The organism is Saccharothrix sp., assembly GCF_031180885.1.
GTDB lineage: Bacteria > Actinomycetota > Actinomycetes > Mycobacteriales > Pseudonocardiaceae > Actinosynnema.
This window is the reverse complement of sequence record NZ_JAPSLK010000001.1, coordinates 771,832-795,395: the sequence shown is the minus strand read 5'-3', so window position 1 is coordinate 795,395 and position 23,564 is coordinate 771,832. Positions and strand designations below refer to the sequence as shown.

20 protein-coding genes, 1 tRNA gene and 1 pseudogene are annotated in these 23,564 nt (G+C 70.4%); 4 read left to right on the top strand and 18 right to left on the bottom strand.

Annotation, left to right across the window (positions count from 1 at the left end):
- Position 1: 1 nt before the first annotated feature.
- From RIN75_RS04010 to RIN75_RS04000, 3 genes are read right to left on the bottom strand one after another with little or no spacing between them, the layout of a single operon-like run.
- Positions 2–355, bottom strand: a complete 354-nt coding sequence (locus tag RIN75_RS04010) for a hypothetical protein (RefSeq protein WP_309110347.1) — start codon at positions 353–355, stop codon at positions 2–4.
- Positions 355–711: a WhiB family transcriptional regulator gene (locus RIN75_RS04005; RefSeq protein WP_309110346.1), complete on the bottom strand. Its 357-nt coding sequence runs from the start codon at positions 709–711 to the stop codon at positions 355–357. Before RIN75_RS04005 ends, RIN75_RS04010 begins: the two co-directional genes overlap by 1 nt.
- The gene (locus RIN75_RS04000; protein ID WP_309110345.1) at positions 708–971 is read right to left on the bottom strand and encodes a helix-turn-helix domain-containing protein; all 264 of its coding nucleotides are present in this window, start codon (positions 969–971) and stop codon (positions 708–710) included. Before RIN75_RS04000 ends, RIN75_RS04005 begins: the two co-directional genes overlap by 4 nt.
- Positions 972–1,054: 83 nt before the next feature.
- Here RIN75_RS04000 and RIN75_RS03995 point away from each other — a divergent pair, with 83 nt between their 5' ends.
- Together RIN75_RS03995 and RIN75_RS03990 are read left to right on the top strand one after the other, a co-directional pair.
- Complete coding sequence (locus tag RIN75_RS03995) at positions 1,055–1,534, top strand: XRE family transcriptional regulator (protein WP_309110344.1); 480 nt, start codon at positions 1,055–1,057, stop codon at positions 1,532–1,534.
- Between the two features lie 243 nt (positions 1,535–1,777).
- A complete protein-coding gene (locus RIN75_RS03990) occupies positions 1,778–2,854 on the top strand; it encodes a tetratricopeptide repeat protein (RefSeq protein ID WP_309110441.1) in 1,077 nt (358 codons plus the stop codon).
- On the opposite strand, the gene RIN75_RS03985 is transcribed toward RIN75_RS03990, so the two are convergent.
- From RIN75_RS03985 to RIN75_RS03975, 3 genes are all read right to left on the bottom strand, one after another.
- Complete coding sequence (locus RIN75_RS03985) at positions 2,840–3,391, bottom strand: NUDIX domain-containing protein (protein ID WP_309110343.1); 552 nt, start codon at positions 3,389–3,391, stop codon at positions 2,840–2,842. The genes RIN75_RS03990 and RIN75_RS03985 overlap by 15 nt on opposite strands.
- 57 nt (positions 3,392–3,448) lie before the next feature.
- On the bottom strand, positions 3,449–4,315 hold the full coding sequence (locus tag RIN75_RS03980; RefSeq protein WP_309110440.1) for a tyrosine-type recombinase/integrase: 867 nt from the start codon (positions 4,313–4,315) through the stop codon (positions 3,449–3,451).
- 777 nt (positions 4,316–5,092) lie between these two features.
- A tRNA-Thr gene (locus RIN75_RS03975) sits at positions 5,093–5,166 on the bottom strand.
- A gap of 126 nt (positions 5,167–5,292) precedes the next feature.
- On the opposite strand from RIN75_RS03975, the gene RIN75_RS03970 reads away from it, so the two are divergent.
- Positions 5,293–6,912: a hypothetical protein gene (locus tag RIN75_RS03970; protein ID WP_309110342.1), complete on the top strand. Its 1,620-nt coding sequence runs from the start codon at positions 5,293–5,295 to the stop codon at positions 6,910–6,912.
- Positions 6,913–7,018: 106 nt separating this feature from the next.
- Here the strand turns inward: RIN75_RS03970 and RIN75_RS03965 are convergent, their stop codons facing one another.
- The 9 genes from RIN75_RS03965 to RIN75_RS03925 all read right to left on the bottom strand — a co-directional run bounded on the left by RIN75_RS03965 (position 7,019) and on the right by RIN75_RS03925 (position 18,968).
- The gene (locus RIN75_RS03965) at positions 7,019–7,462 is read right to left on the bottom strand and encodes a hypothetical protein (protein WP_309110341.1); all 444 of its coding nucleotides are present in this window, start codon (positions 7,460–7,462) and stop codon (positions 7,019–7,021) included.
- 153 nt (positions 7,463–7,615) lie between these two features.
- Positions 7,616–8,812: a DNA polymerase III subunit delta' gene (locus tag RIN75_RS03960; RefSeq protein ID WP_309110340.1), complete on the bottom strand. Its 1,197-nt coding sequence runs from the start codon at positions 8,810–8,812 to the stop codon at positions 7,616–7,618.
- 22 nt (positions 8,813–8,834) lie between these two features.
- Entirely contained in the window at positions 8,835–10,838 is a 2,004-nt protein-coding gene (locus RIN75_RS03955) for a dTMP kinase (RefSeq protein WP_309110339.1), read from the bottom strand.
- Between the two features lie 81 nt (positions 10,839–10,919).
- On the bottom strand, positions 10,920–11,660 hold the full coding sequence (locus RIN75_RS03950) for a hypothetical protein (protein ID WP_309110338.1): 741 nt from the start codon (positions 11,658–11,660) through the stop codon (positions 10,920–10,922).
- A gap of 15 nt (positions 11,661–11,675) precedes the next feature.
- Entirely contained in the window at positions 11,676–14,450 is a 2,775-nt protein-coding gene (gene topA / locus RIN75_RS03945) for a type I DNA topoisomerase (RefSeq protein ID WP_309110337.1), read from the bottom strand.
- 126 nt (positions 14,451–14,576) lie between these two features.
- Positions 14,577–15,236: a hypothetical protein gene (locus tag RIN75_RS03940; protein ID WP_309110336.1), complete on the bottom strand. Its 660-nt coding sequence runs from the start codon at positions 15,234–15,236 to the stop codon at positions 14,577–14,579.
- 84 nt (positions 15,237–15,320) lie between these two features.
- The gene (locus RIN75_RS03935; RefSeq protein WP_309110335.1) at positions 15,321–15,917 is read right to left on the bottom strand and encodes a hypothetical protein; all 597 of its coding nucleotides are present in this window, start codon (positions 15,915–15,917) and stop codon (positions 15,321–15,323) included.
- Between the two features lie 47 nt (positions 15,918–15,964).
- A complete protein-coding gene (locus tag RIN75_RS03930; RefSeq protein WP_309110439.1) occupies positions 15,965–16,543 on the bottom strand; it encodes a hypothetical protein in 579 nt (192 codons plus the stop codon).
- Between the two features lie 112 nt (positions 16,544–16,655).
- A complete protein-coding gene (locus tag RIN75_RS03925) occupies positions 16,656–18,968 on the bottom strand; it encodes a sodium-translocating pyrophosphatase (protein WP_309110334.1) in 2,313 nt (770 codons plus the stop codon).
- Between the two features lie 207 nt (positions 18,969–19,175).
- On the opposite strand from RIN75_RS03925, the gene RIN75_RS03920 reads away from it, so the two are divergent.
- On the top strand, positions 19,176–21,578 hold the full coding sequence (locus tag RIN75_RS03920; protein ID WP_309110438.1) for a DEAD/DEAH box helicase: 2,403 nt from the start codon (positions 19,176–19,178) through the stop codon (positions 21,576–21,578).
- Positions 21,579–21,803: 225 nt separating this feature from the next.
- Here the strand turns inward: RIN75_RS03920 and RIN75_RS03915 are convergent, their stop codons facing one another.
- The 3 genes and pseudogenes from RIN75_RS03915 to RIN75_RS03910 all read right to left on the bottom strand — a co-directional run bounded on the left by RIN75_RS03915 (position 21,804) and on the right by RIN75_RS03910 (position 23,411).
- Positions 21,804–22,418 (bottom strand): bifunctional DNA primase/polymerase, encoded by a 615-nt coding sequence (locus RIN75_RS03915; protein WP_309110333.1) that lies wholly within the window; start codon positions 22,416–22,418, stop codon positions 21,804–21,806.
- A gap of 285 nt (positions 22,419–22,703) precedes the next feature.
- Positions 22,704–23,015: pseudogene (locus tag RIN75_RS43980) on the bottom strand (Rv3654c family TadE-like protein); the annotation flags it as partial.
- A gap of 33 nt (positions 23,016–23,048) precedes the next feature.
- Complete coding sequence (locus RIN75_RS03910) at positions 23,049–23,411, bottom strand: TadE family type IV pilus minor pilin (RefSeq protein ID WP_309110332.1); 363 nt, start codon at positions 23,409–23,411, stop codon at positions 23,049–23,051.
- Positions 23,412–23,564: the final 153 nt, after the last annotated feature.

The following is a 23,564-nucleotide window of genomic DNA, read 5'->3' as shown; positions in this document are numbered from 1 at the left end:
TTCATCGCCGACCACCGCGCCGATCCCTGCGCGTGGTTCCGCCGCCGTCCGCGACGATGGTCAGGGCACGAACCACGGTGTGCGCCGTGAACAGCGCGGGCAACCCGAGCACCGCCACGACCAGCGGAGTGTTGTGGGCAGCGTGTGTGATCACGACCCACTGAACTCCGACGATCACGCTGCCCACGACGAGTACCCGGCCGATGAGCGACGCGGCCCGGGCACCAGCTCGCGCTGCGTCGGCTGCGGCCCTGGCCTTGCGGACGCTCGCCCGCCAGACCATGAACACCCCGAGCACAACCCCGAGGGCTGCGAGCAACATCGTCGGTGTCACGGTGAGCACAGCGGTCTCCATCACCGGTCACCGCCTTCCGTCTCGTCACGTCGGGCGAGCCAGAGGGGGTAGACCGCACGGCGGTCGTCCTCGTTCAGCGCGCCCCACACGCCCAGGCCGTCCGCACCGGACGTCCGGAACTCCAGTTCCAAGCAGGCGTCCCGCACCGGGCACTTGCCGCAGATCTGGGCGGCCAACTCCCGGTCAGCCACCGCGTCACCCGTGAAGTTCGGTTCCTGTCCGGCGGACCGTTCCGCCATGCAGGCACCGTCGCGGGTCACCAACTCCCACAGCACGTCGTCCGGCACCGGAGCGAACCGGTCCAGCCGCGACGCGATGCCCTCGAAGTACTCGTCGGGGTTCACGGGCTCGTTCACCACGCACCCCCGACGAGCCGGTTCAGGCCGCGAACGCTGCGCTCGTCGGCCGGAACACCCGCGTCCACGACACCGCCCGACTCGGCGGCCTCCTCGATCAGCTGGTGGAGCGCGGCGGACGGGATGGCGTAGCGCGTCCGGATGCGGACCGCCGGGAACCCGTCCTCACGAAGTGCCCGGTACAGCGTGGACGGATCGACGCGAAGCAACCGGGCAGCCTCGTGGACCGTGTAGAACGCCGGCCGCCCGGCGTCAGGCATGGGTGTACCCATCGTGGAAATCCCTTGGCTTTGATTCGCCAAAATAGGCGGAATTACACGCCTATTTCAGCGGTCGCGATTGCGTGAGAGGTCGAATCGGTGGGCGCGGCGTACCAATCGCCGCGCAATATCAGCGGATCGCGCTAATCTCGACCGCGAGGCGGAGCGCGGAGGAATACGTGGCAGAGGATTGGTCTGCGGTCGGCAAGGCCATCAAGGCGCGGTCGCGCGAGCTTGGCTTGCGACAGCGAGAGCTTGCCGAACGGTCGAAGATCTCGCAGGCCATCGTCCGCGAACTGGAGAACCACACCGTCGAACGCCGCCGCAGCCGCCGCACGCTCGAAGCGCTGTCGGTCGCGCTGGAGTGGCACCCAGGGCACCTGTCGGCTGTGCTGCGCGGTGAGACGCCGTTGCGGCCCGGGGAGACCGGAGACCCCACCGACGAGATCCTGTCGCGTCTGGAGAGCATCCAGGACCACTTGCAGGACATCACCGAGCGGCTCGACACGATGAGCAGCCGCCTTGAGGCCGTAGCCGCCCGCACCGACGAGCAACACCGGTAGGGCTGCTGTGGTCGGGGGGACGCACAGCACCGGGGCCGTGGTCGTCGCGCCGTTTCGCTTGCCGCTCATGCCTACAAGAAACGGCATTTCCGCAGCGATCCACAGATGGCGCAGGTTAATCCGCGGTTCGTTAACCCGAGATAACCCCGCTGGTAAACCCGGTTATTCGGATGGTGCGCATTGACCACTCCGACCAAGCTTCAGGCGGTCCGAAAGCTGCTCGGCTACTCCGCCGACGCAGTGATGACCATGCTCATCAAACGTGCGGACATGCTCGGGGAACCGATCATGACGCGAGCCAGCCTCAAGACGAAGCTGTCGCGGTGGGAGAACGGACACGAGCCAGTCAGCAGCCCCACTTACCGGCGGCTGTTCCGTGACATCTACGGGCGCACGAACGAAGAACTAGGGTTCCCGCCCGAGGTGGAAGACGACGAGGCGAGCGAACTCCGCTCGCGCCTCGCGTCAGCGCGCCAAGTAGACAGCGCCACCGTTGAGATCTTCCGCAGACAGGTTGATCACGCTCGTCACGTCGACCGCAGATTCGGCGGGATCACTCTGCTCGACCAGCTCCGCAGCCAGATCGAACAAGTGGGCAACCTTCTCCAGTACGGCACCGGTCGAGGGCACCGTGAGGAACTGGCGAGCGTCCTCGTCGAGGCATCCACGCTGGCGGGTTGGGAATCACTCGACCGGAACGCGATCAACCAGGCGTGGGAGCACTACCAGCGCGCGAAGGCCGCCGCTCGCGAGGCAGGATCGGTGGGGCTGTTGGCGCACGCGACGGCTGAACAGGCGTTCGTGTTGATCGACGTCGGAGAGACCGCGTCCGCGCTCGACCAGCTCGCGGGGGCTCGCGCTCTGGCGGACGACGTTGTAACGCCGCTGCTACGGGCGTGGCTCGCTGCGGCGCACGGAGAGGGCTACGCCGCCGCCGGCCAGCGGGACAACGCCGTCCAAGCCTTCGACGAAGCGGACGCGCTCCTACCGGCCGACCCGGTGGACCCGCTCTTGCCGTTCGTGTTTCTCGGCGGCAGCCATCTCGCCCGCTGGCGCGGAAACGCGCTCGCCCGACTCGGCGACCCGGAAGCAGTCGATCACCTGACGCGCGCTCTACCGCGCCTGCCGCCTGAATTCATCCGCGCGCGAGTCGGCATGTTGGTCGATCTCGCTTTCGCGCACGCCGCCGCCGGCGAACGGGACGCTGCACAATCGTACGCACGCGAAGCGAAACGGCTTGGTCAACAGATCAGGTCCGACCGCCACTTGCGCCGACTCGCCCAGCTCACGTTTCCAGCGGGCAAGTCACGAACGGCGTGAATTCAGGTAGTAGAGCAACGACACGAGCGTGCCCGAACCCAACAATTGCTGCCGCTGCGCCAACTCATTGACCTTGCTAAGCGGAACCCACTCGACGCGGCCGGCTTCTTCGGTGTCGGTTGGCTCGCCGATCAACTCGGCGTCACGCCACAAATAGACGTCGACCTGCGCGGTGACCTGACCGGGAAGCGGTTCGAAGCTGAGCAGATGCTCTGGCTCTCCGATCGGTTTCCAGCCGCTCTCTTCGGCGGCCTCTCGCGCGGCCGTTGCGGCGGCATCCTCACCGTCGTCAACCATGCCACCGAGAAGTTCGTACCCCCATTGGTCGGTGGGGAAGCGGTAGCGCCAGAGCATGAGCACTTCGTCCCGGTCGTTCACGACCAGAGCTATTGCGATTCTGGCCAGGTGGACAACGTGGTACTCCCAACGCTCACCGTTGGGTGCCTGGACGTCGGCAAGGCCTACTTTGACCCACCGGTTGTCGTAGATCAGCCGCTCGCCGAACTTCTTCCACGCTCCGCGTTCTTCGTCGGTCACGCACGCGAGCCTACGAGATGCGCGCGGCTGGGCGAGAGGTGGCCGCCGTATCGTGATCTACTTCCTTCGGCTGTCCAGACCCACGACTTCGGCAAGAGGTTGCGCCGTAGTCGTTGTCGGGTCGATTACCACCGCACGCTTTCCACGGCGGACATCGACCAGTCCGGCGGAACGAAGTTCGGCAACAGCGCGTTGGGCCGTCCCGAAAGAGACACCATAGCGTTCCGCCAACGTGGCCACGGTCGGCAATTGATCCCCTGCCTGCCAAGCGCCACACGCAATCGCCCCTCGGAGGTCAGCCGCAATCTTGAGGTACGGGCTGTTGGGATCGACTGCGGACAATTGCGGCACAGGCTTCGCTGCATCGAGATCGATCGGTGGAGTCGGCATGGACGACGCCAAGACTTGAACGGCGCGCTGATCCGCGTCCAGTCGGAAACTGCTGTAGTACTTCAGCGTCGTAACACCGCCGCCACTGTGGCCGACTCGACCGGCAACCGTTCGAAGGTCAACGCCATGGGAGATCAGTTCTGTGATGTTGTAATGGCGCATCTCATGGAGATGCATATCCCAACCAAGGCGTGCACAAAGACGCTCGAATCGCTGGCTCACGGTGTCCGGCTTTCGATACGTCTTACCGTCCGGGTCCGCCGCAAAGATAAAGGAATCATCAGACATGTCGTTTCGTCCGGCGCGCTCCGCGCAGTACGAGCGGTACCAGATCAGGAGTTGCACAGTCATGTCATCCAGCGACAGTTTGCGCTCTTGGTGAGTCTTGACGTCCTTCTCCCAAGTCCGCGACCCTCGCTGACGGATGTTGCGCTTTACGTGCAACAATTTGGAATCTGGGTCGAAGTCTCGCCAGCGGAAGGCGCACGTCTCGCCGCGCCGGGAGCCCGCAATGGTCTTGGTCCAGATGAACATTCCCCAGTCGAGGTCGCACCACGACTCCATCAGAATCGCGGCAGCCTGCGTCGGGGTAGGCGCTTGAGGGTTGGGCTTCGGCGCGGGTTGTGACCTCCGCCTTGTCGAACGGGTTGCTTCCTACCCATTCCCAGCGGAAAGCGCGCTTGCCCGCTCCCTTGAGGATGGACTGAATCTTGCGGATAGACGCATCGGCTAGGCCGCTGCACGTGTGCTCGCGGCACCGGTGGTCGCATTCGTGCGGGCGGGTGGTCCGGCACTTCTTAGACCGCTTGCCGTCGCAGTGGTCACGGCAACGCCGGAGTTCCCTGTAAAACGAGTCTTGAAGCTCACCGGTCACCTTGGCGAGCGGCTTGGAGCCGATCAACGGCCGGATGTGGTTCGCGGCCAAGGACCGGTAATCGTTTTTCGTCTGCTCTTCAACGTCCAACTCGTCGAAGTGCCGATCAAGGAGTTGGTCCACCGTCGCCTTGGTGCGCGTGCTGCGACGATCGTCCACCTGGGCGAGGAAGCGGGTCCGGATCTTCTCCGCCTGCTTCACTGCCTTGGGCCCCGCCGGGACCGTCTCGGTGAGGTACACCCGCTTGCCCGTGAGGGGGTCGAGACCGGAGTACACGCGGACCCTCAGCGCCCCGCTGGGGAGCGTCTCGATCTCGCCGCGTTGGGTGCGTGAGTCCGCCGACTTGGTCGCCATGGAGACGACGATAACCCCGGATGGCTCCACGACTAGCTCCACGAAGGAGCCGTCCCGGAGCCATCCGGGGTGTCTCACCTGCGAGCCGCCTGTCGGAATCGAACCGACGACCTGCTCATTACGAGTGAGCCGCTCTGGCCGACTGAGCTAAGGCGGCGAGACGCGACAACTATAGCCCAGGCATGGAGCGTCACCCACCAGGGGGTGCGGTCGTTAGCCCGTACGTGACGCCGCTCACGCGTGCGCCGCAGCCGACGCCGTAGTCGTGGGAGGTACCGCACAGATGCGCCTGTTGGCCCTGCCTGCCGCCGCCGTGCTGGTCGCGCTGTGCGCCGCTCCCGCGTTGGCCCAGCCCACGACGACCCCCGTCCCCGGGCCGCGCGACCCGAACCAGCCGCCGGTGTCGTCCGGTCCGCCGGTCACCGCGCACGCGGTGGGGGACGCGGGCACGGGCCTCGCGGTGGTGCGGTTGGCGCCGGACTCGGTGCCGACGAACACGATACTGCCGGGGTTCGGCGAGCAGTTGCCCAAGCAGTCGGCGGCGGAGATCGGGGTCGGGCTGGCCAGCGCGCAGGCCAACACCGAGGCGTTCCTGTCCTACGAACGTGCCGTCGCGCAGGCGTCGCCGCTCGGGTTCGCCGTGCAGGGACGTGCCCCGCAGACGCCCGGCACGCTCGTGCAGACCGCGTCCCCGGACAACGCCGCACCGGTCACCGGCGGCCTCAACCCGCCCCAGACCCCGCTGGACACCCTGCTCAAGGTCGGCCTCCTCAACGGCAGCGCCCACGCCCGCTGGCACGACGAGCTGGGCCCGTGCGTGTCGCCGCTGGCCGACGCCAAGACGTCGGTCGCGAGCCTGTCCGTGCTCAACGCCATCCCGACCCTGCCCGGGTCGACCGACCTGACCGGCATGCTCACCCAGGACACGCCCAAGCTCGACGCGGCCGGCAAGCAGGCGCTGATCGACGGTCTCAAGGGTCTCGGCGCGCCGCTCAGCCAACTCGGCGGCCTGCTGTCCGGCTCGCCCGACACCGGCGCGAACGGCTCCCTGCTCAGCCTCCCCGACACGCTCAGCGCCCACTCCACCGTCGAGCTGGTCGACCTGCCGGGCAGCGCGAACAAGGCCGTGAAGTCGACGTCCACCCTCCAGGCGGCGAGCGTCCGGCTGCTCGCGGGCACGCCGATGGAGGTGCGCATCGACGTGGTCAGCCAGCCGACGCTGACCGCCCTGTCCACCGGCGACGCGGCCACGTCCAAGATCACCTACGCCGCTCCGGTGCTCCGCGTGTCCCAGGGCGGGAAGGAACTCGGCGTCCTCGACGCCGCCAACCCGAAGCTCGACGTGCCGATCGGACTGCCGGTCGCGGGCAACCTGCCGGTCGTCGGCGCGCTGGGTGAGCGCAAGCTCGACATCGGCGTGCTGCGGCTGCAGATCGCGCAGCTCAACGAGAAGTCGATGGTCCTCGACGGCCCGCTCCAGCAAGGCGGCCCCGTGATCAAGGGGTTCATGCTCGGGGCGACTGCGCGGCTGCTCGACCTCCAGCTGTTGCCGACCGATGCCCTCGGGCTGCCGAACCTGCCGTCGGCGTTGGCACAGGTGTCCCTGGGCGAGCAGATCGTCCGCGCAGCCGCCCCGAACGGCGGCGTCGTGTGCGCACCGGCCCGGACCCCGCCCGGTGGTGGCGGCCAGCCGTCGCCGCCGAAGCACACGGGCAGCCAGCCGCTGGCCTACACGAACGCCGCTTACAAGACGATCCCGATCTTCTGGACCGGAACCGCGCTACTCTTGGCGGGCGTGATCGTCGTGGCGGCGATCCCGCCGGTCCGCCCCCGCCTCCGGCACGCCACCCCATCGAGTGACATGCCGGATCCGGAACCAACCGACGACTCCCGCGTCCCGTAAAAGGAAGGGGAGGGGCGGGCGGCTGCGGCCGGCGGATTCCGGCTGCGGGTTGGGGCCGGCGGATTCCGGCTGCGGGTTCGGACCGGCGGGTCCCGGCGCGGCGGTCTCAGAGCCCGATGGCCCGCCCGACCAACAGGAAGCCGAGGTCGTGGTCGCGGGGATTGTCCTTGCGGGGGGCCAGTTTTTCGGCGGACGCGATCGCGAGGTCGCGGAACAGCGGGTCGCCGGTGTCCACGTGGGCCAGCCACAGCAGGCCCGGCCAGAAGCCGCCGACCCAGCCGCCGTCGTCGACGTAGGTCCAGCGCTCGAACTTGGTCTCCTCGGGGAACGACGTCACGCGCGGGGCGACGGAGCGGAGTTTCGCCACGGCGTAGTCGAGGGCGGCGCGGAACCGGGTGAGCGGATCTTGCGCGGAGTCGGTGGAAGGGGCGGCGGGGTCGGCAGGGTTGGCCGAGGCGGGCGCGAGGTCGGCGGCGGCGGGAGTTGCCAGAGCGGGGGCGGCGGCTAGCGCGGGGGTCGAAGTGAGCAGGGTTCGGCGGGTCAGTTTCACGGCACCATCCATCGGGCGTCGAGTGCGAGTCGAGGCCCGTCGCGGCGGCGAAACGACGAGTGTCCCCGATCGTGGCAGCGGACGGTGGCGGTGCGGAAGGCCGACCGCGGATCCCGGTCGTGGCGGCGTACCGGGAAACCAGGAACCCGCTGGTCAGCCGCGGTGGAGGGTGGTGAGCATGGCTTCCACGGCGATGCGGGGCTTCACGTTCAGCTCCAGCGCCTCCCGGCACGCCAGCACGGCCTCCAACCGGCGCAGGGTCGACTCGCGGGACCACATCCGGGCGGCCTCGCGCGCGTCCTCGGCCCGGTCCGGGTGGTTCAGCACCGCCTGCGCGCCGGTCGCCGTCACGAGCACGTCCCGGTAGAACCCGGCCAGGTCCACCAATGCCTGGTCCAGCGAGTCGCGCTGGGTCCGGGTCGCACGGGACTTCTGGCGCTTCTCCAAGTCCTTCAACGCACCCTTGGCGCCCCGGGTCGCCGCGGCCGTGCCCTTGCCGGTGCCGCCCGCGCCCATCGCGGTCTCCAGCGCCTGCCGCTCGGCCTCGTCGCGCGCCTCGTTCGCGGTCAACGCGTCCGCCTCGGCCGCCTGCACCAGGCTGTCCGCGCAGGTGAAGATGTCCGCCGGCCGCTTCAGCCCCAGGGGTATCCGTAGCACCGACTCGCGCCGCGCCCGCACCGCCTCGTCCGAAGCCAGCCGCCGCGCCCGGTCGACGTGACCGCCGGACACCGACGCCGCCCACGAAGCCCGGTCCGCCGGCACCCCCTCCTCGCGCAACGCCTCGGCGATCGCGTCCAACCGGGGCGTCCCCAACGGCACGATGCGGCACCGCGACCGGATGGTCACCGACACGTCGTCGGGGTGGTCGGACGGCGCGCACAGGAGGAACACGGTCCGGTCTGGCGGCTCCTCCACCGCCTTGAGCAGCGCGTTCGCCGCACCCTCGGTCAACCGGTCCGCGTCGGCGATGATCACCACCTGCCACCGCCCGGACGTCGGCCGCCGCGCCGACACCTGGACCAGCGACCGCATCTCGGCCACGGAGATCGACAACCCCTCGGGCGCGACCACGCGGACGTCGGCGTGCGTGCCCGCCAGGGTCGTGTGGCAACCGGGGCACTCGCCGCACCCCGGCCGGTCACCGACCACGGTGCACTGAAGGGCGGCGGCGAACGCGCGGGCCGTCACCGAGCGGCCCGAGCCGGGCGGGCCGGTGAACAGCCAGGCGTGGGTCATGGCGCCGGGCGCGGGCGTGCCACCGGCGACGATGGACGCGGCGGCCTCCGCGGCGGCGCTCAGGACGGCGACCGCGTCGGGCTGGCCGACGACCTCGCTCCACACACCCTTCACGAGGAGAAAACCTACCCAGCCGTCACGACGACTCGACCACCGGCCGCGCGGACGACCGGGTCACCAGCGGCACCACGACGGCGCGCACGCGGGCGGCCACCTCCTCCGCGGAACCGTCGGCGTCCACCACCACGTACCGCTCGGGGTCGGCCGACGCCATCTCGGTCAGCAGCCGCTGCACCCGCCAGTGGTCCTCCACCAGGCCCTTCTCCGGCGGCGCGGTCGGGGTCCGGTCCAGCAGCACGGTCACGTCCGGCCGCAGCCGCCCGGTGGCCCAGTCGACCAGGCCCTCCAGTTCGCTGGGCTCGACGCTGCCGACCGCGCTGAAGTGCGCGAGCGGGCTGTCCACGTACCGCTCCATCACCACCACCGCGCCCTCGTCGAGCGCGGGCCGCACCTCGCGTTCCACGACGTCGGCGCGCACGGCCGCGGCGACCAGGGCGTGTGCCCGGACCCCGGCGAGGTCGGCGGTGGACAGCAGGTTGCGCAGCCGCTGCTCGTCCAGGTCCGGGTCGGAGGCGAGCAGCACCTCCCGGCCCTCGGCGCGCAGCGCGTCCGCGAGCAGCCTGGCCTGGGTGGCGGTGTCGGCCCGGCGCTCGCCCTCGACCGCGATGAGCAGCCCACCGGTCCGCCGGCGCCGGCCACGCAACGCCGCGATCAGGTCGGACAGGATCGGCTCGGCGCGCCGGTCGTCCATCTGCCGGTAGGCGATGAGCCCGAGCAGGATCGCGATGAGCGCCGCGCCGAACAGCACCGGGCGGGTGGCGTCGACCTGCATGGGGTGCCCGAACACGGTCACCGTGCGCCGCTGGATCAGGCTGACCACGAGCGGCGCGGCGCCGGAGGCCACGAACAGCACGACCTTGAGCAGGGACTGGATCAGCGCGACGGTCCGGCCGCGCATGGCGTCCTCGACCTTCGAGCCGACGATCGTCAGACCGGTCAGGAACGCCATGCCGGCGCAGCCGCCGACCAGGGCTACCGCGATCAGCGCGACCCACAGGTGCGGCGCGATGGCGACGATGAGCAGGCTCGCGCCGGCCAGCACGATGGTGACGCCGAACAGCCGGTCGTAGGTGAGCCTGCGGGCGGCGCGGGGCGCGACCGCCATGCCGACCGCGAGACCGGCGAACACCGCCACGAACAGCAGGCCGAACGTCGAGTCGCCGCCGAGCAGCGAGTTGGCGTAGAGCTTGGCCGTGCCGATCACCGCGCCGGCCGCCGCGAACGCGCCGATCATGCCGATGACCAGGCCGCGGACCAGCGGGGTGCGGCCGGCGAAGTGGAGCCCGTCGCGCAGCATCGCGAAGAAGCCCTCGCGCTCGCCCTTGACCGGCTTGACCCGGGCGATCCGGCCGGACAGCTCCGGGATGCGCACCGCGACCAGGATCGCCGAGGTCACGTAGAGCGCGCCGTTGACCATGACGGCGATGGTCGCGATGCGGAACTCGATGTCGGTGTTCTGCAGGTGCAGGTAGCCGGGGATGCCGGAGATCAGCGAGTACAGGCCAGCGCCGCTGATGACCGAGATGCCGTAGGTCATGACCAGGCCGAGCTGGTTCGCGGTCTCCACCTGGTCGGGGCGGCGCAGCAGGTTCGGCACGGCCGAGTCCTTGGCCGGGATCCACAGCATCGCGCAGCAGCCGACCAGGAAGTTCGCGATGAACAGCCACCAGGCGGTGCCGACGAGCGCGATGGAGATGAACAGGCCGCCGCGCAGCAGGTCGCAGACGACCATGATCTTGCGCCGGTCGAACCGGTCCGCCAGGACGCCGCCGAGCGGGGCGAACAGGATGCCGGGGAGGAGCTGGGTGAGGACCACGAGGCTGAGCGCGAAGCTCTCCCACTGGTAGCTCTGGGTGAGCCGGGAGACCAGACCGGTCAACGCGAGCAGTGACAGCCAGTCACCGACACTGCACAGATAGGTGACACCCCAAAGCCTGCGGAACGGCCGGATCGCCAACACACTGCGAATCCGGTGGCTGGTTGACGCCGCTGTGCCGCCGCCGTCCTGGATGACGCTCACCCCCGCCGTTCGTGCAGGCAATCAGGGTAGCCGGGGCCGTTCGATCACATGACCACATCCACCATTCGGGTGGTTGATCGGTCACGAGAACAGTTTGGCCAACTCCTGGATGATCGCACGCGCGACCGGGAACAGCAGCCCTCCGAGCACCGCGAGCACGATGAGGCATCCGACCCAGCCGGCACCGGTCTTCTGCGGCGTTTGAGCAGGCTGCGGACCTCGCTGCGGCAGCGCCGCGTGGGGCGGGACGTACGGGGCGGGCGCGTTCTGGACCGGCTGCTGGGCCATCGGGTACGCGTATGGCGAGGGCGGCGGCGCCTGCGGCACGCTCCACCCCTGCGGCACCGGCTGCACGGGCTGGGCCGCCTGCACCGAACGGCCCGACTGCGCCGGTCTGGCAGACGCAGCCGGACGGGCGGCCTGCGCGGAGTGGGCGGACCAAGTGGACCGGGCGGCTTGCGCGGACCGCCTGGGCGTGCGGCGCGCGGTCGAGCGTCGTGCTGCTCCGCCGCCCGAAGCCCCGAATTGTCGGTCCCCCGTGGGATCATGGAGACGGGGGCCGGAGGCCGCGCCCAGCGCCGAATCACCCAGCGCCGAATCACCCAGCGCCGAACCACCCGATACCGAACCACCGAGCGCCGAACCGCCCGCCGCGGGTTCCGCTGGAGGGGTGCCCGGGCCGGCGCCGGACTCCAAGCCGGCCGACCCGCTCAAAGCGTCCGGGAACACCCGGTCGGCCCCGGTCACCAGGCCCGCGAGCGGGTCCGGGAAGAAGTGGGGCGGCGGTGGGGGCTGCGTGCCGTCCGGGCCGAAGTCGTCCACCGCCGCATCATCCCGCTAGCTCTTCGACTTGGCCGGCGTCTTCTTCCGGGTCGTCGACTTGGTCGTCGACTTCGCCGTCGTCTTCGCCGTCGACTTGGCCGCCGTCTTCTTCTTCGTCACCGGCCCCTTGGCCCGCTTCTCCGCCAGCAGCTCGGCCGCCCGCTCGTCGGTCAGCCCCTCGACGCTGTCGGACTTGCGCAGCGACGCGTTCGTCTCACCGTCGGTCACGTAAGGCCCGAACCGGCCCTCCTTGACCACCATCGGCTTGCCGGACACCGGGTCCGCGCCCAGCTCCTTCAACGGCGGCGCGGCGGCGGCCCGACCCCGCTTCTTCGGCTCCGCGTAGATCTTCAGCGCCTCGTCGAGGGTGACCGTGAACAGCTGGTCCTCGCTGGTCAACGACCGCGAGTCGGTGCCCTTCTTCAGGTACGGCCCGTACCGGCCGTTCTGCGCGGTGATCTCGGCACCCGTCTCCGGGTCCTTGCCCACCACGCGCGGCAGCGACAGCAGCTTGAGGGCCTCGTCCAACGTCACCGTCTCCAGCGACATGGACTTGAACAGCGACCCGGTGCGCGGCTTCGGCGCCTTCTTGCCGTCCGGCGCCTCCGGCAGGACCTCGGTCACGTACGGCCCGAAGCGGCCCTCCTTGGCCACGATCTCGTGCCCGCTGACCGGGTCGACCCCGAGCGAACGCCCCTCCTGCGGGGTCGCGAACAGCTTCTCCGCGATCTCCCGGTCCAGCTCGTCCGGCGGCAGGTCGTCGGGCAGGTTCGCCCGCTGCGACACGCCCTCGACCTCGCGCTCCAGGTACGGCCCGTACCGGCCGACGCGGACCACGACGGTGTTGCCGTCGGCGTCCACGAACAGCGGGATCGAGTTCACCTCGCGCGCGTCGATCTCCTCGACGCTCGACCCGACCAGCTTCTTCAACCCGCCGGACCGGCCCACCGACGACTCGGGGCCGACGTTGCCGCCGAAGTAGAACCCGGACAGCCACGTCGTGCGCTCCTGGCGGCCGGCGGCGATGCCGTCCAGCTCGTCCTCCAGCGCGGCGGTGAAGTCGTAGTCCACCAGCCGGCCGAAGTGCCGCTCCAGCAGCCCGACCACGGCGAACGCCACCCAGGACGGCACCAGGGCGGAGCCCTTCTTCCACACGTAGCCGCGGTCCTGGATGGTGCTGATGATCGAGGCGTACGTGGACGGCCGCCCGATCCCCAGCTCCTCCATCGTCTTGATCAGGCTGGCTTCGGTGAACCGCGGCGGCGGCGACGTGGAGTGCCCGTCCGCGGACAGCTCGGCGGCGGTCAGCGCCTGGTCCTTGACCAGTTGCGGCAGCCGCGACTCGGCGTCGTCGGACTCGCCGCCGGCCTCGGCGTCCACCGTCTCGACGTAGGCCTTCAGGAAGCCGGCGAAGGTGATGGTGCGGCCGGACGCGGCGAAGGTGACCTCCTCGCCGCCCGCGGTGCGACCGGTGATCCGGACGCTGGTCGTGTTGCCGCGCGCGTCGGCCATCTGGGAGGCGATCGTGCGCTGCCAGATCAGCTCGTAGAGCTTGAACTCGTCGGAGTCCAGCTCGCGGGCCACCTGGCCGGGCGTGCGGAACACCTCACCGGCCGGTCGGATGGCCTCGTGCGCCTCCTGGGCGTTCTTGACCTTCCGGTTGTACTGGCGGGGCTCCTTGGACACGTACTGGCTGCCGTACAGCTCCGTGGCCTGGGCGCGGGCGGCGGCGATGGCCGTCTCCGACAGCGTGGTGCTGTCGGTGCGCATGTAGGTGATGTAGCCGTTCTCGTACAGCTTCTGCGCGGTGCGCATGGTGCGGTCGGCGGAGAACCGCAGCTTGCGGCCCGCTTCCTGCTGGAGCGTCGAGGTCATGAACGGCGCGTACGGCTTGCGCGTGTACGGCTTCTCCTCGACCGAGGCGACCGTCATCCGGGCGTTGACCAGGCCGTCCGCGATCGCGCGGGCCTGCGCCTCGTCCAGCACGCGGACCTCGGTGCCCTCCTTCAGCCGCCCGTCGGGGCCGAAGTCGCGGCCGGCGGCGAGGCGGACCCCGTCCACGGCGACCATGCGCGCGCCGAACGTGCGGGGCGTGGCGTCCTCGCCGGCGTCCATGACCGCGGACACGTCCCAGTACGAGGCCGTGACGAACTTCATCCGCTCGCGCTCGCGCTCGACCACGATCCGGGTCGCCACGGACTGCACCCGGCCCGCCGACAGCTTCGGCATGACCTTCTTCCACAGCACGGGGCTGACCTCGTAGCCGTAGAGGCGGTCCAGGATGCGGCGGGTCTCCTGGGCGTCGACCAGGTCCTGGTCGAGGTCGCGGGGGTTCGCGGCGGCGGCGCGGATCGCGGGCTCGGTGATCTCGTGGAACACCATCCGCCGGACCGGGACCTTCGGCTTCAGGGTGTCCAGCAGGTGCCACGCGATGGCTTCGCCCTCGCGGTCGCCGTCTGTCGCGAGGTACAGCTCATCGACGTCCTTGAGCAGCTCTTTCAGCTCCGCGACGGTCGACTTCTTGTCCGGCGTGACGACGTAGAGGGGCTCGAAGTCGTGGTCGACGTCCACCCCGAGCCGCGCCCACGGCTGGCCCTTGTACTTCGCGGGCACGTCGGCGGCGCCGCGGGGCAGGTCGCGGATGTGCCCCTTGGATGACTCCACGACGAAGCCGTTGCCGAGGTACGACGCGATCTTGCGCGCCTTGGCGGGCGACTCGACGATCACCAACCGCCGATTGCCGCCTGCCGAGTCCCCGTTGGTCTTCCTCGCCCGTGTCGATCCAGCCACGCCGTCCCGCTCTCTCCGAACACTGTGTCCCGACCCGCCAGTGTGCACTGTCCCGTGTCGCCGCCGGGGCAGCCCCGGTCGGGACAGGGTGACACAACTGTGCCCGATCGCTCGGCAGGAGGACCGCTACGCGGCGGGCCACGTCCGTTCGCCGACCCCGCGCGGGGCGCGGCCGACCAGCTCCGCGAGGCGCTCCAACCGCCGCCTGCCCACGACCCGGAGCGCCGGACCGCCGGACTTGAGCAGTGTGGCCGGCAGCCCCGAGGACGCCAACGCCTTTTGCAGCGGTTCGTGCGTGTCGGGGGCGCACGGGTCCAGCCCGAGCACGTACCCGGACTCGGCCCAACGGCCGGACGCGAGCGCCCACATGCGGAGTACCCCACCGTGCAGGGTGAAATCCGGCGGCACGAGTTTGGCGCCGCCCTCACCCCACTGCGCGGCCAGTCCGGCGAGGTCCGTGCGGAACGGCGTGGCGACCTCCCACACGTCCGGCGGCGGCTCCACCTCGACCGGTTCAGACTCTTCCGTCACGTCGACGGCTTCGGGGTCCCGGGGCTCCTCCTCGACCGCGGGCGGCGGCACGAGGGCCACCCTGGCCTGCACGTTCCGCTCGCCCAGGGCAGCCACCAGCGCGGACCCGCGCCACCGCTCGTCCAGCGGCACGGCGATCCGGGCGGCCCGGCCCCGCGCGAACCCCACGGCCCGGCCGGGCCCGCAGAGCAGGCCGGCCAGGTCCGCGACACAGGGCTGCCGCGCCTCGGCCGAGAAGAAGGACAGTTGCCCCACGGCCCCGCAGCGTAGAACACACGTTCGAGGACACACTAGCCCCGACCGGGCGATCTTCAGCTGGAATAAAAGGCGCGCTCCAACTCAGCCGCCGAGGCTCTTGAGCTTTTCTCCCATTTCGACGCACTCCGGGGCCTTCTGGAACGCCTGGCTCAGCTCCGGGTCGTTCTTCAGCTTGTCGACCTGGGCCTGGAGCTTGCTCGGGTCCGCGTCCTCGCCGCCGATCTGCTCCAGCTTGGTCGCGAAGTCCGGGTCGTTCGGGTCGAGCTTCTCCAGCTCCTTCGCCGCCTTCTCCAGCTGCGCGCCCGAGTCGGTGAAGAACTTCACGACCTCGTCGTGCAGGGCCTTCGCCTTCTCCGACGGTGCGCCGAGGCCCTCCAGCTCCTTGGCCGCGTCGGTCAGCGCCGAGCCGCCCTTCTCGGCGTACGCCAGCAGCGCGGCCTTCTGCGCGGCCGGGTCGGACTGGCCGCTGAGCACGGTCTTCAGCAGCTCGACGATGGCCTCGGCGGTGGGCGAGATGCCCTTGCAGAACGTGCCCGTCCACTTCACCGGGTCCGCGGCCGCGGCGGTCGTGGTCGTGGTCGTCGGCGCCGCGGAGGTGCCGCCGGACCCGGAACCGGAGCACGCGCCGGTCACGAGGGCCGCCGCCAGCACACCGGCCGCGGCGATGGTCTTCTTCACGAGGGTTCCCCCCAAGTCGGCTATGTGACGGGCCGCAACCTACCGCCTCACGACGTCGGGGTGGCGCCCACCGACGGCTTCAGCGTGCGCAGGCTCTGGCAGGACGTGGCCTGCTCCGCGGCCTCACGCAGCTCGGGCGTGGCCTCCAGCGCCTTCAGGGGCTCCACGAACTGCTCCAGCCGCGCGATGGCGTCACCGGCCGCCTGGAGCCCGCCCATGGGGTCGTTGGCGTCCGCCGCGTCCACGGCCGCCTTGGCGTCGGTGAACGACTTGCCGATGCCGGCGAACGTCTCCGCCATCTTGGTCACCTGCTCGTCACCGCCCGCGACCGGCGACGGCCCGACCTCCTTCAACTGGGTCGCGGTCTTGTTGAACGCGTCCGCGAGCTGCGCCATGTAGGCGCTCATGTCGGCCTTCAGCTTGGCGGGGTCGTTGGCGTCGAGCTTGGGCGGCGTCTTCTCCACCGTGACGAACGCCGTGGAGGCCGAGCACACCTTGTCCATCCAGGCGACGGCGTCCGCGGAGGGCGACGACGTCCCCGTGGGCCCGGGCGCCCCGTCGCCGTTCGACGAGCACCCGGCCGCTACCAGCGCGGCAGCGGTCACCACGACCAGGCGGAACCTCATCACGTCCACTTCCTCTCGAACACCGGCAGGTCCAGTGTGCCCAAGCAACCACACCTCCACACGCCGAAGCGGGCGCCCCCGAGTGGAGGACGCCCGCTTCTTCAGCCGATCGTCAGGCCGCGCCGTTGGACACGGCGGCCTCCGCGGGCGACTCGGCGATGGCCGTGCCGCGCCGCTTCGACACCACGACCGCCGCCACGATGATCACCGCGGCCACGACGGCGATGGAGTACCGGACGCCCGCCGACGCGGTCTCGCCCACCGAGAAGGTGACGATGGCCGGCGCGATCAGCACCGACACCAGGTTCATCACCTTGATCAGCGGGTTGATGGCCGGACCGGCGGTGTCCTTGAACGGGTCGCCGACGGTGTCGCCGATGACGGTGGCCGCGTGGGCGTCGGAGCCCTTGCCGCCGTGGTTGCCGTCCTCGACCAGTTTCTTCGCGTTGTCCCAGGCGCCACCGGAGTTGGCCAGGAAGATCGCCATCAGGGTGCCGGTCGCGATGGCGCCCGCCAGGTAGCCGGCCAGCGGGCCGACGCCGAGGCCGAAGCCGACCGCGATCGGGGCCATGACCGCCAGCAGGCCCGGCGTGGCCAGCTCGCGCAGCGAGTCCTTGGTGCAGATGTCGACGACCTTGCCGTACTCCGGCTTGACCGAGCCGTCCATGATCCCCGGGTTGTCGCGGAACTGGCGGCGCACCTCGAACACGATCGCGCCCGCCGCCCGGGTCACCGCGTTGACCGCGAGACCGGAGAACATGAACACCACAGCCGCGCCGATACCGACGCCGACCAGCACGTTCGGCGAGAACACCAGGTTGGAGAACGACACCGGCAGGCCCTCCAGGCCGACCTTCACGTCCGCCAGGGCCTGCTCGATGGCGTCCCGGTAGGAGCCGAACAGCGCGGTCGCCGCCAGCACGGCGGTGGCGATCGCGATGCCCTTGGTGATGGCCTTGGTGGTGTTGCCCACCGCGTCCAGCTCGGTGAGGATCTGCGCGCCCTCGCCGTCCACGTCGCCGGACATCTCGGCGATGCCCTGCGCGTTGTCCGAGACCGGGCCGAAGGTGTCCATGGCGACGATGACGCCGACCGTGGTCAGCAGGCCGCAGCCGGCCAGGGCCACCGCGAACAGCGCCACGACCACCGAACCGGACAGCAGGAACGCGCCGTACACCGCGCCGCCGATGACCAGCGCCGTGTAGACCGCCGACTCGAAGCCGACCGAGATGCCGGACAGGATGACGGTCGCCGCGCCGGTCAGCGAGGTCTTGCCGACGTCCTTGACCGGCTTGTGCTCGGTGCCGGTGAAGTAGCCGGTCAGCCACAGGATGACGCCCGCCAGCACGATGCCGATGATCACCGCGACGGCCGCGATCAGCGCCGGGTTGCCCGAGGTGGACTTGATCGCGTCGGACACGCCGTCCAGCTCGCCGAACGAGCTGGGCAGGTAGACGAACGCCGCGATCGTGCACAGGACGGCCGAGATGACCGCCGAGATGTAGAACGAGCGGTTGATCGCGGTCAGGCCGTTCTCACCGGCGCGGGCGCTGGTGATGTAGACGCCGATGACCGCCGTGAGCACACCGATCGCCGGGACGATCAGCGGGAACAGCAGGCCCTGCGCGCCGAACGCGGCGGTGCCCAGGATCAGCGACGCGACCAGGGTGACCGCGTAGGACTCGAACAGGTCGGCCGCCATGCCGGCGCAGTCGCCCACGTTGTCGCCGACGTTGTCCGCGATGGTCGCCGCGTTGCGCGGGTCGTCCTCGGGGATGTTCTGCTCCACCTTGCCGACGAGGTCCGCGCCGACGTCCGCGGCCTTGGTGAAGATGCCGCCGCCGACGCGCATGAACATCGCGAGCAGCGCCGCTCCGAACCCGAAGCCCTCCAACACCTTCGGGGCCTGACCGGTGTAGACGAGCACCACCAGCGCCGCGCCGAACAGGCCGAGGCCGACGGTGAACATGCCGACCACGCCACCGGTGCGGAAGGCGATGCGCATGGCCTTCTCGCGGCCACCCGTCTCCTTCGCCGCCGCCGCGACGCGCACGTTCGCGCGGGTGGACAGCCACATGCCGAGGTAGCCGATCACGGCGGAGAACGCCGCGCCCACGATGAAGAACAGCGACCTGCCGATGCGTTCCCCGGTGTCCTCAGCGGGGAGCAGGAACAGCAGCGCGAACACGATCACGACGAAGATGCCGAGCGTGCGGAACTGCCGGTTGAGGTAAGCCGCTGCGCCCTCTTGAACCGCCTTGGCGATGTCCTGCATCTTCGCGGTGCCCTGGCCGGCGGCCAGCACCTCCCGAAGAAGCAGGTAACCAATGGCTAGGGCAGCCAGGGCGACCACGGCGACCACGGCGACTAGGCCCTGGTCACCTCCGGAGAGCTCGAGGCCCTCCGCGAGGAATTGCCGGGACATCCGTCCTCCTGGTGAGTGTTCCAAGCCCAACGGCGGGAAGCACCGCGTTGCGCCGGCACCGGCGCCACCGCGAGGTGTCGGCACCGTCACAACGTGACGCATCCCTCATTGGATGCGATAGCGGCGGAGTCTATTCATAGCGCGCAAGCTTCTGACACCGCGTCCCGATCCGTGCACACACCGTTATCCACGCAGGAAGCAACCGTGATGTCGGTGGGGTGTGCGAAGCTGCGCCTTGTGGCGAACCAGGCACGTCGACTGCTCGACCGCGTTCTCGCCGGGGTTCCGGTCGGGGAATCGCCCCTCACGCACACCGCCGACCTGCCCCGAAGGCCCGCCGACACCGTTCCGTGGCCCTCTTGGGCCGCCGCGGATGTGGTAAAGGCACTGGTCGATCGCGGGGTCGCGGAACCCTGGCGGCACCAGGCCGAAGCGGCGTCGTTGGCGTGGGAGGGCAAGCACGTCGTGCTGGCGACGGGCACCGCTTCCGGGAAGTCGCTGGCGTACCAATTGCCGGTGCTGTCGGCCGTTCACAGTGATCCGAAGGCAACAGCTCTGTACCTGTCCCCCACGAAGGCTTTGGGCGCGGACCAACTGCGGTCGGTGGAGGCCCTGGGAGTTCCCGGGGTGCGGGCGGCGTCGTTCGACGGGGACACGCCGATGGCGGAACGCGACTGGGTTCGGGCGCACGCCAATTGGGTCTTCACCAACCCCGACATGCTGCACCGGGGGGTGTTGCCGAACCACTCCCGGTGGATGCGGTTCTTCCGGAAGCTTTCCTTCGTCGTGGTGGACGAATGTCACTCGTACCGGGGAGTTTTCGGCTCGCACGTGGCGCTGCTGCTGCGCCGGCTGCGGCGGGTGGCGCAGCGGTACGGGGCGGACCCGGTGTTCGTGCTGGCGTCGGCGACGGTGGCGGACCCGGCGGCTTCGGCATCCCGCTTGGCGGGGGTGCCGTGCGCGGCGGTGACGGAGGACGGGTCGCCGCGTGCCGCGCGGACGGTGGCGCTGTGGGAGCCGCCGCTGCTGGACGAGTTGGAGGGGGAGAACGGCGCTCCGGTGCGGCGGTCGGCGGGGGCGGAGACGGCGCGGATCCTGGCGGACCTGGTGGTCGAGGGGGCGCGGTCGCTGGCGTTCGTGCGGTCCCGGATCGGGGCGGAGTTGACCGCGATCGGGGCGCGGCGGCAGTTGGCGGAGATCGACCCGGAGCTGTCCTCGCGGGTGGCGGCTTACCGCGGCGGCTACCTGCCCGAGGAGCGCCGGGCGTTGGAACGTGCCCTGTCGTCCGGTGAGTTGTTGGGGGTCGCGTCCACCAACGCGTTGGAGCTGGGGGTTGACATCGTCGGCTTGGACGCCGTGGTGGTGGCCGGCTTCCCGGGGACGCTGGCGTCGTTCTGGCAGCAGGCGGGGCGGGCCGGGCGGACCGGTGACACGGATGCGTTGGTGGTGTTCGTGGCGCGCGACGACCCGTTGGACACCTACCTCGTGCACAACCCGGCGGCCGTGTTGGAGAGGCCGGTCGAGGCGACCGTGCTGGACCCGACCAACCCGTACGTGCTGGAGCCGCACCTGGCGTGCGCGGCGGCGGAGCTGCCGTTGACTTCGGATTCGCTGGAGCCGTTCGGCGGGGAGGCGGCGGTCGCGGCGTTGGACGACATGGTCGCCCGAAAGGTGCTGCGACGTCGGCCGAACGGGTGGTACTGGACGTCCCACGACCGGCCGCACGCCGACGTCGACATCCGGGGGTCGGGCGGCGAGCAGGTCGTGGTGGTCGAGGGTGAGACGGGGCGGATGCTCGGCACCGTCGACCCGGGCGCGGCGTGCTGGACCGTGCACGACGGGGCGGTGTACCTGCACCAGGGCGAGTCGTACGTGGTGGACCGGCTGGACCTGGAGAGCGGGATCGCGCTGGTGCACGCGGAGAAGCCGGAGTGGTCGACCACCGCGCGGGACACCAAGGACATCACCGTCGTGCGGACGCTGGAGTCCCGAATCTTCGAGGGCGTGACGGTGTGCCTGGGCGAGGTCGAGGTGACTTCGCAGGTGGTGGGTTACCTGCGGAAACTGCCGTCGGGCCAGGTGATCGACGCGGTGCCGCTGGACATGCCCACGCAAACCCTGCTGACCCGTGCGGTCTGGTACACGGTCGACGAGGGGTTGTTGGGTAGTGCGCCGGGGGGCGCCGGTCTGGATCCGGCGCGCGTCCCCGGCGCACTACACGCCGCCGAGCACGCGGCGATCGGCCTGCTACCCCTGTTCGCTACGTGCGACCGGTGGGACATCGGCGGGGTGTCGACCGCGCTGCACCAGGACACCGGGGAGGCGACGGTGTTCGTGCACGACGGTCATCCGGGCGGGGCCGGATTCGCCGACCGCGGTTTCGCCGCGGTGGTCCCGTGGTTGGCCGCTACGAGGGAGGCCATCGCTGCTTGCACGTGCCCGGCCGGATGCCCGTCCTGCGTGCAGTCGCCGAAGTGCGGGAACGGCAACGATCCGCTGGACAAGGCGGGCGGGTTGGCCGTGCTGGACGTCGTGCTCGGGGTCGTCGGGGCAAAGTCCCACGACGCCCGACACGGCCGGGTCGAAGGGCTGAGGACCGGCCGGGGTTGACCAGTCCCGCTGGACATGGGTGACGCCGCCCCACTTCGGGATCGAGGTCCGAGGCCAACCCATCTCCGGATCCAGGTGCGACGCCGCCCCACCTCGGGATCGGGGTTCGACGCCGACCCACCTTGGGATCCAGGCGCGGGTTCGGGATTCCCGCGCCTTTCCCATTTCAGGCCCGTTTTCAGGCCTGTTTCAGGCCCAGCGTCAGGCCAGGTTTCAGGCCTGGCTTCAGGCCCGGTCGGTGGCGAGCAGGCCGTAGTCCGCGGGTGCGTGGACCGCCTCGGTCAGCGCGTCCTGCACGACACCCGGCTGCGGGAGCTGCCAGGCGCAGATCTGCGGCTTGACCCGCCAGTGCACGACGCCGTGCTGGAAGGGGGTCGGCGGCAGCGGCACGTACTCGCCCCTGCCGTAGTGGTGGACGTCGTGCTCGGCGACCCAGTCGGCGCGCAGCGCCTGGCCGGTGGTGACCAGGAACATCCAGCGGCCCGAGGGCGTGGCGACGATGGGCACCGGGATTCCGGTGGCCCTCAGCGCCACGGCGGCCCGCCGGCCGAGGTCCGCTCCGACCTCGATGGCGTCCACGCCGTGCCCGGTGGCCAGCAGGATGCTGTAGGAGCGACCGGCCCACCAGGTGGCGACCTGCTCGGCCTTGGTGCCGATGCGCTCCTGCCAGTCGCGGTGCACCGGGACGGGGCCGTCCTGCTCGACGCCCTCGCGACCGGCCCACTGCGCACCCGCCGGATAGGTGCCCGGCAGCACAGGCCACCCGTGCCACGCGAGGTTGACCGCCTCCGCGCGCAGCTCGATGCGGAAGGCCCCGCGCCAGCTATCCGACCACTCCATCTTCCGTTCGCCTCCTTGGACCACGACACCGTGTCGGGTGTTTTTCGACACCGCGTCGGTGCCGCCACTTGAACTAACGTCATGGCAGGCACTTCTGGTAACCCCCGGTCGACAACTGGTAGGTACGGAACGGCGAACGCCGCACGACCCACCGGCCGACAGAACACCGGCGTTCCCGATGGCCGGCGCCGAATCCGCAATGGCGCGGTGTGTGAGTCCGCTCACCGCCGGGAGACGACCGTTCGTCGCGGCGGACGGCAGTGCGGGTTCACCCGGACCAGCCCGAGCCCGCGCGCTGGGCGCACCGAAGGCCAAAGCCGGACCACGCACCACAACCCGCACCTCAACCCCGACCACCTCGCACTCGACCAGGTGGGCATCCATCCGCTCGACAACGAGCGCCGCCTTGCCGCACGCCACAACCTCCCCGTCGAGCGCATACCCAGCCGCCCCGACCGCGGCGAGGTCAGCCGCAGCCGCCACCCGATGCCGAACGACAACAACCCTCCCCACCTCAATCCCGATCAACACCGCCGAAAACACAACGGCAATCACCGCGACCGCCACCACCGACGCACTCCCCCGATCCCCCCTCACCCCTTGTCACTCCTCTCCAAGCTCCCCTTCCACTCATCCGTCCCGCCGTCCGCCACCGGCCGCTTGGGCTCCCCCGACCCCCGGCTCGACCACGGCGAACGCACTGGCCCGCACGTCCAACAACCGCCTCTCCGCCGACACCTCGACCGACGCGGTGTCCCCCTCCTTCCGCACCACGAGCACGGCCCCAGCCGGCGCGATGGCACTCACCACCGCCCCAGCCCGCCCGTCCTCACCCCGCGCGACCAGCCGAGCGGCCTCGCGCGCCGCATCGGTGCACCGGATCTGCGCGACAACTGTCACGACCGCCTCGATCCCCAGCACCAACACGGCCACCAGCCCGCACACCGCCAACGCGGCCTCAACGGTCGCCGCACCCCGATCCCCGGACGCCACACCCGCACGCCGCCCACGAGACCTCACGCCGCCGCGCCCATCCCGCGTCACAGCGCCGCGCACATTGCGCGTCACGCCGCCCCGCTCACCGGACGTCGCCTCCCCGCGCCGCACATCGCGCGTCACATCACCGCTCGGCACATCCCGCGTCAC

Coding starts and splice junctions, on each gene's coding strand:
- RIN75_RS03980 (WP_309110440.1), bottom strand. CDS start 4,315: ATGTTCATCTGGACCAAGACCATTGCGGGCTCCCGGCGCGGCGAGACG.
- RIN75_RS04010 (WP_309110347.1), bottom strand. CDS start 355: ATGGAGACCGCTGTGCTCACCGTGACACCGACGATGTTGCTCGCAGCC.
- RIN75_RS03990 (WP_309110441.1), top strand. CDS start 1,778: ATGACCATGCTCATCAAACGTGCGGACATGCTCGGGGAACCGATCATG.
- RIN75_RS03925 (WP_309110334.1), bottom strand. CDS start 18,968: ATGTCCCGGCAATTCCTCGCGGAGGGCCTCGAGCTCTCCGGAGGTGAC.
- RIN75_RS04000 (WP_309110345.1), bottom strand. CDS start 971: ATGCCTGACGCCGGGCGGCCGGCGTTCTACACGGTCCACGAGGCTGCC.
- RIN75_RS03920 (WP_309110438.1), top strand. CDS start 19,176: ATGTCGGTGGGGTGTGCGAAGCTGCGCCTTGTGGCGAACCAGGCACGT.
- RIN75_RS03970 (WP_309110342.1), top strand. CDS start 5,293: ATGCGCCTGTTGGCCCTGCCTGCCGCCGCCGTGCTGGTCGCGCTGTGC.
- RIN75_RS03915 (WP_309110333.1), bottom strand. CDS start 22,418: ATGGAGTGGTCGGATAGCTGGCGCGGGGCCTTCCGCATCGAGCTGCGC.
- RIN75_RS03930 (WP_309110439.1), bottom strand. CDS start 16,543: ATGAGGTTCCGCCTGGTCGTGGTGACCGCTGCCGCGCTGGTAGCGGCC.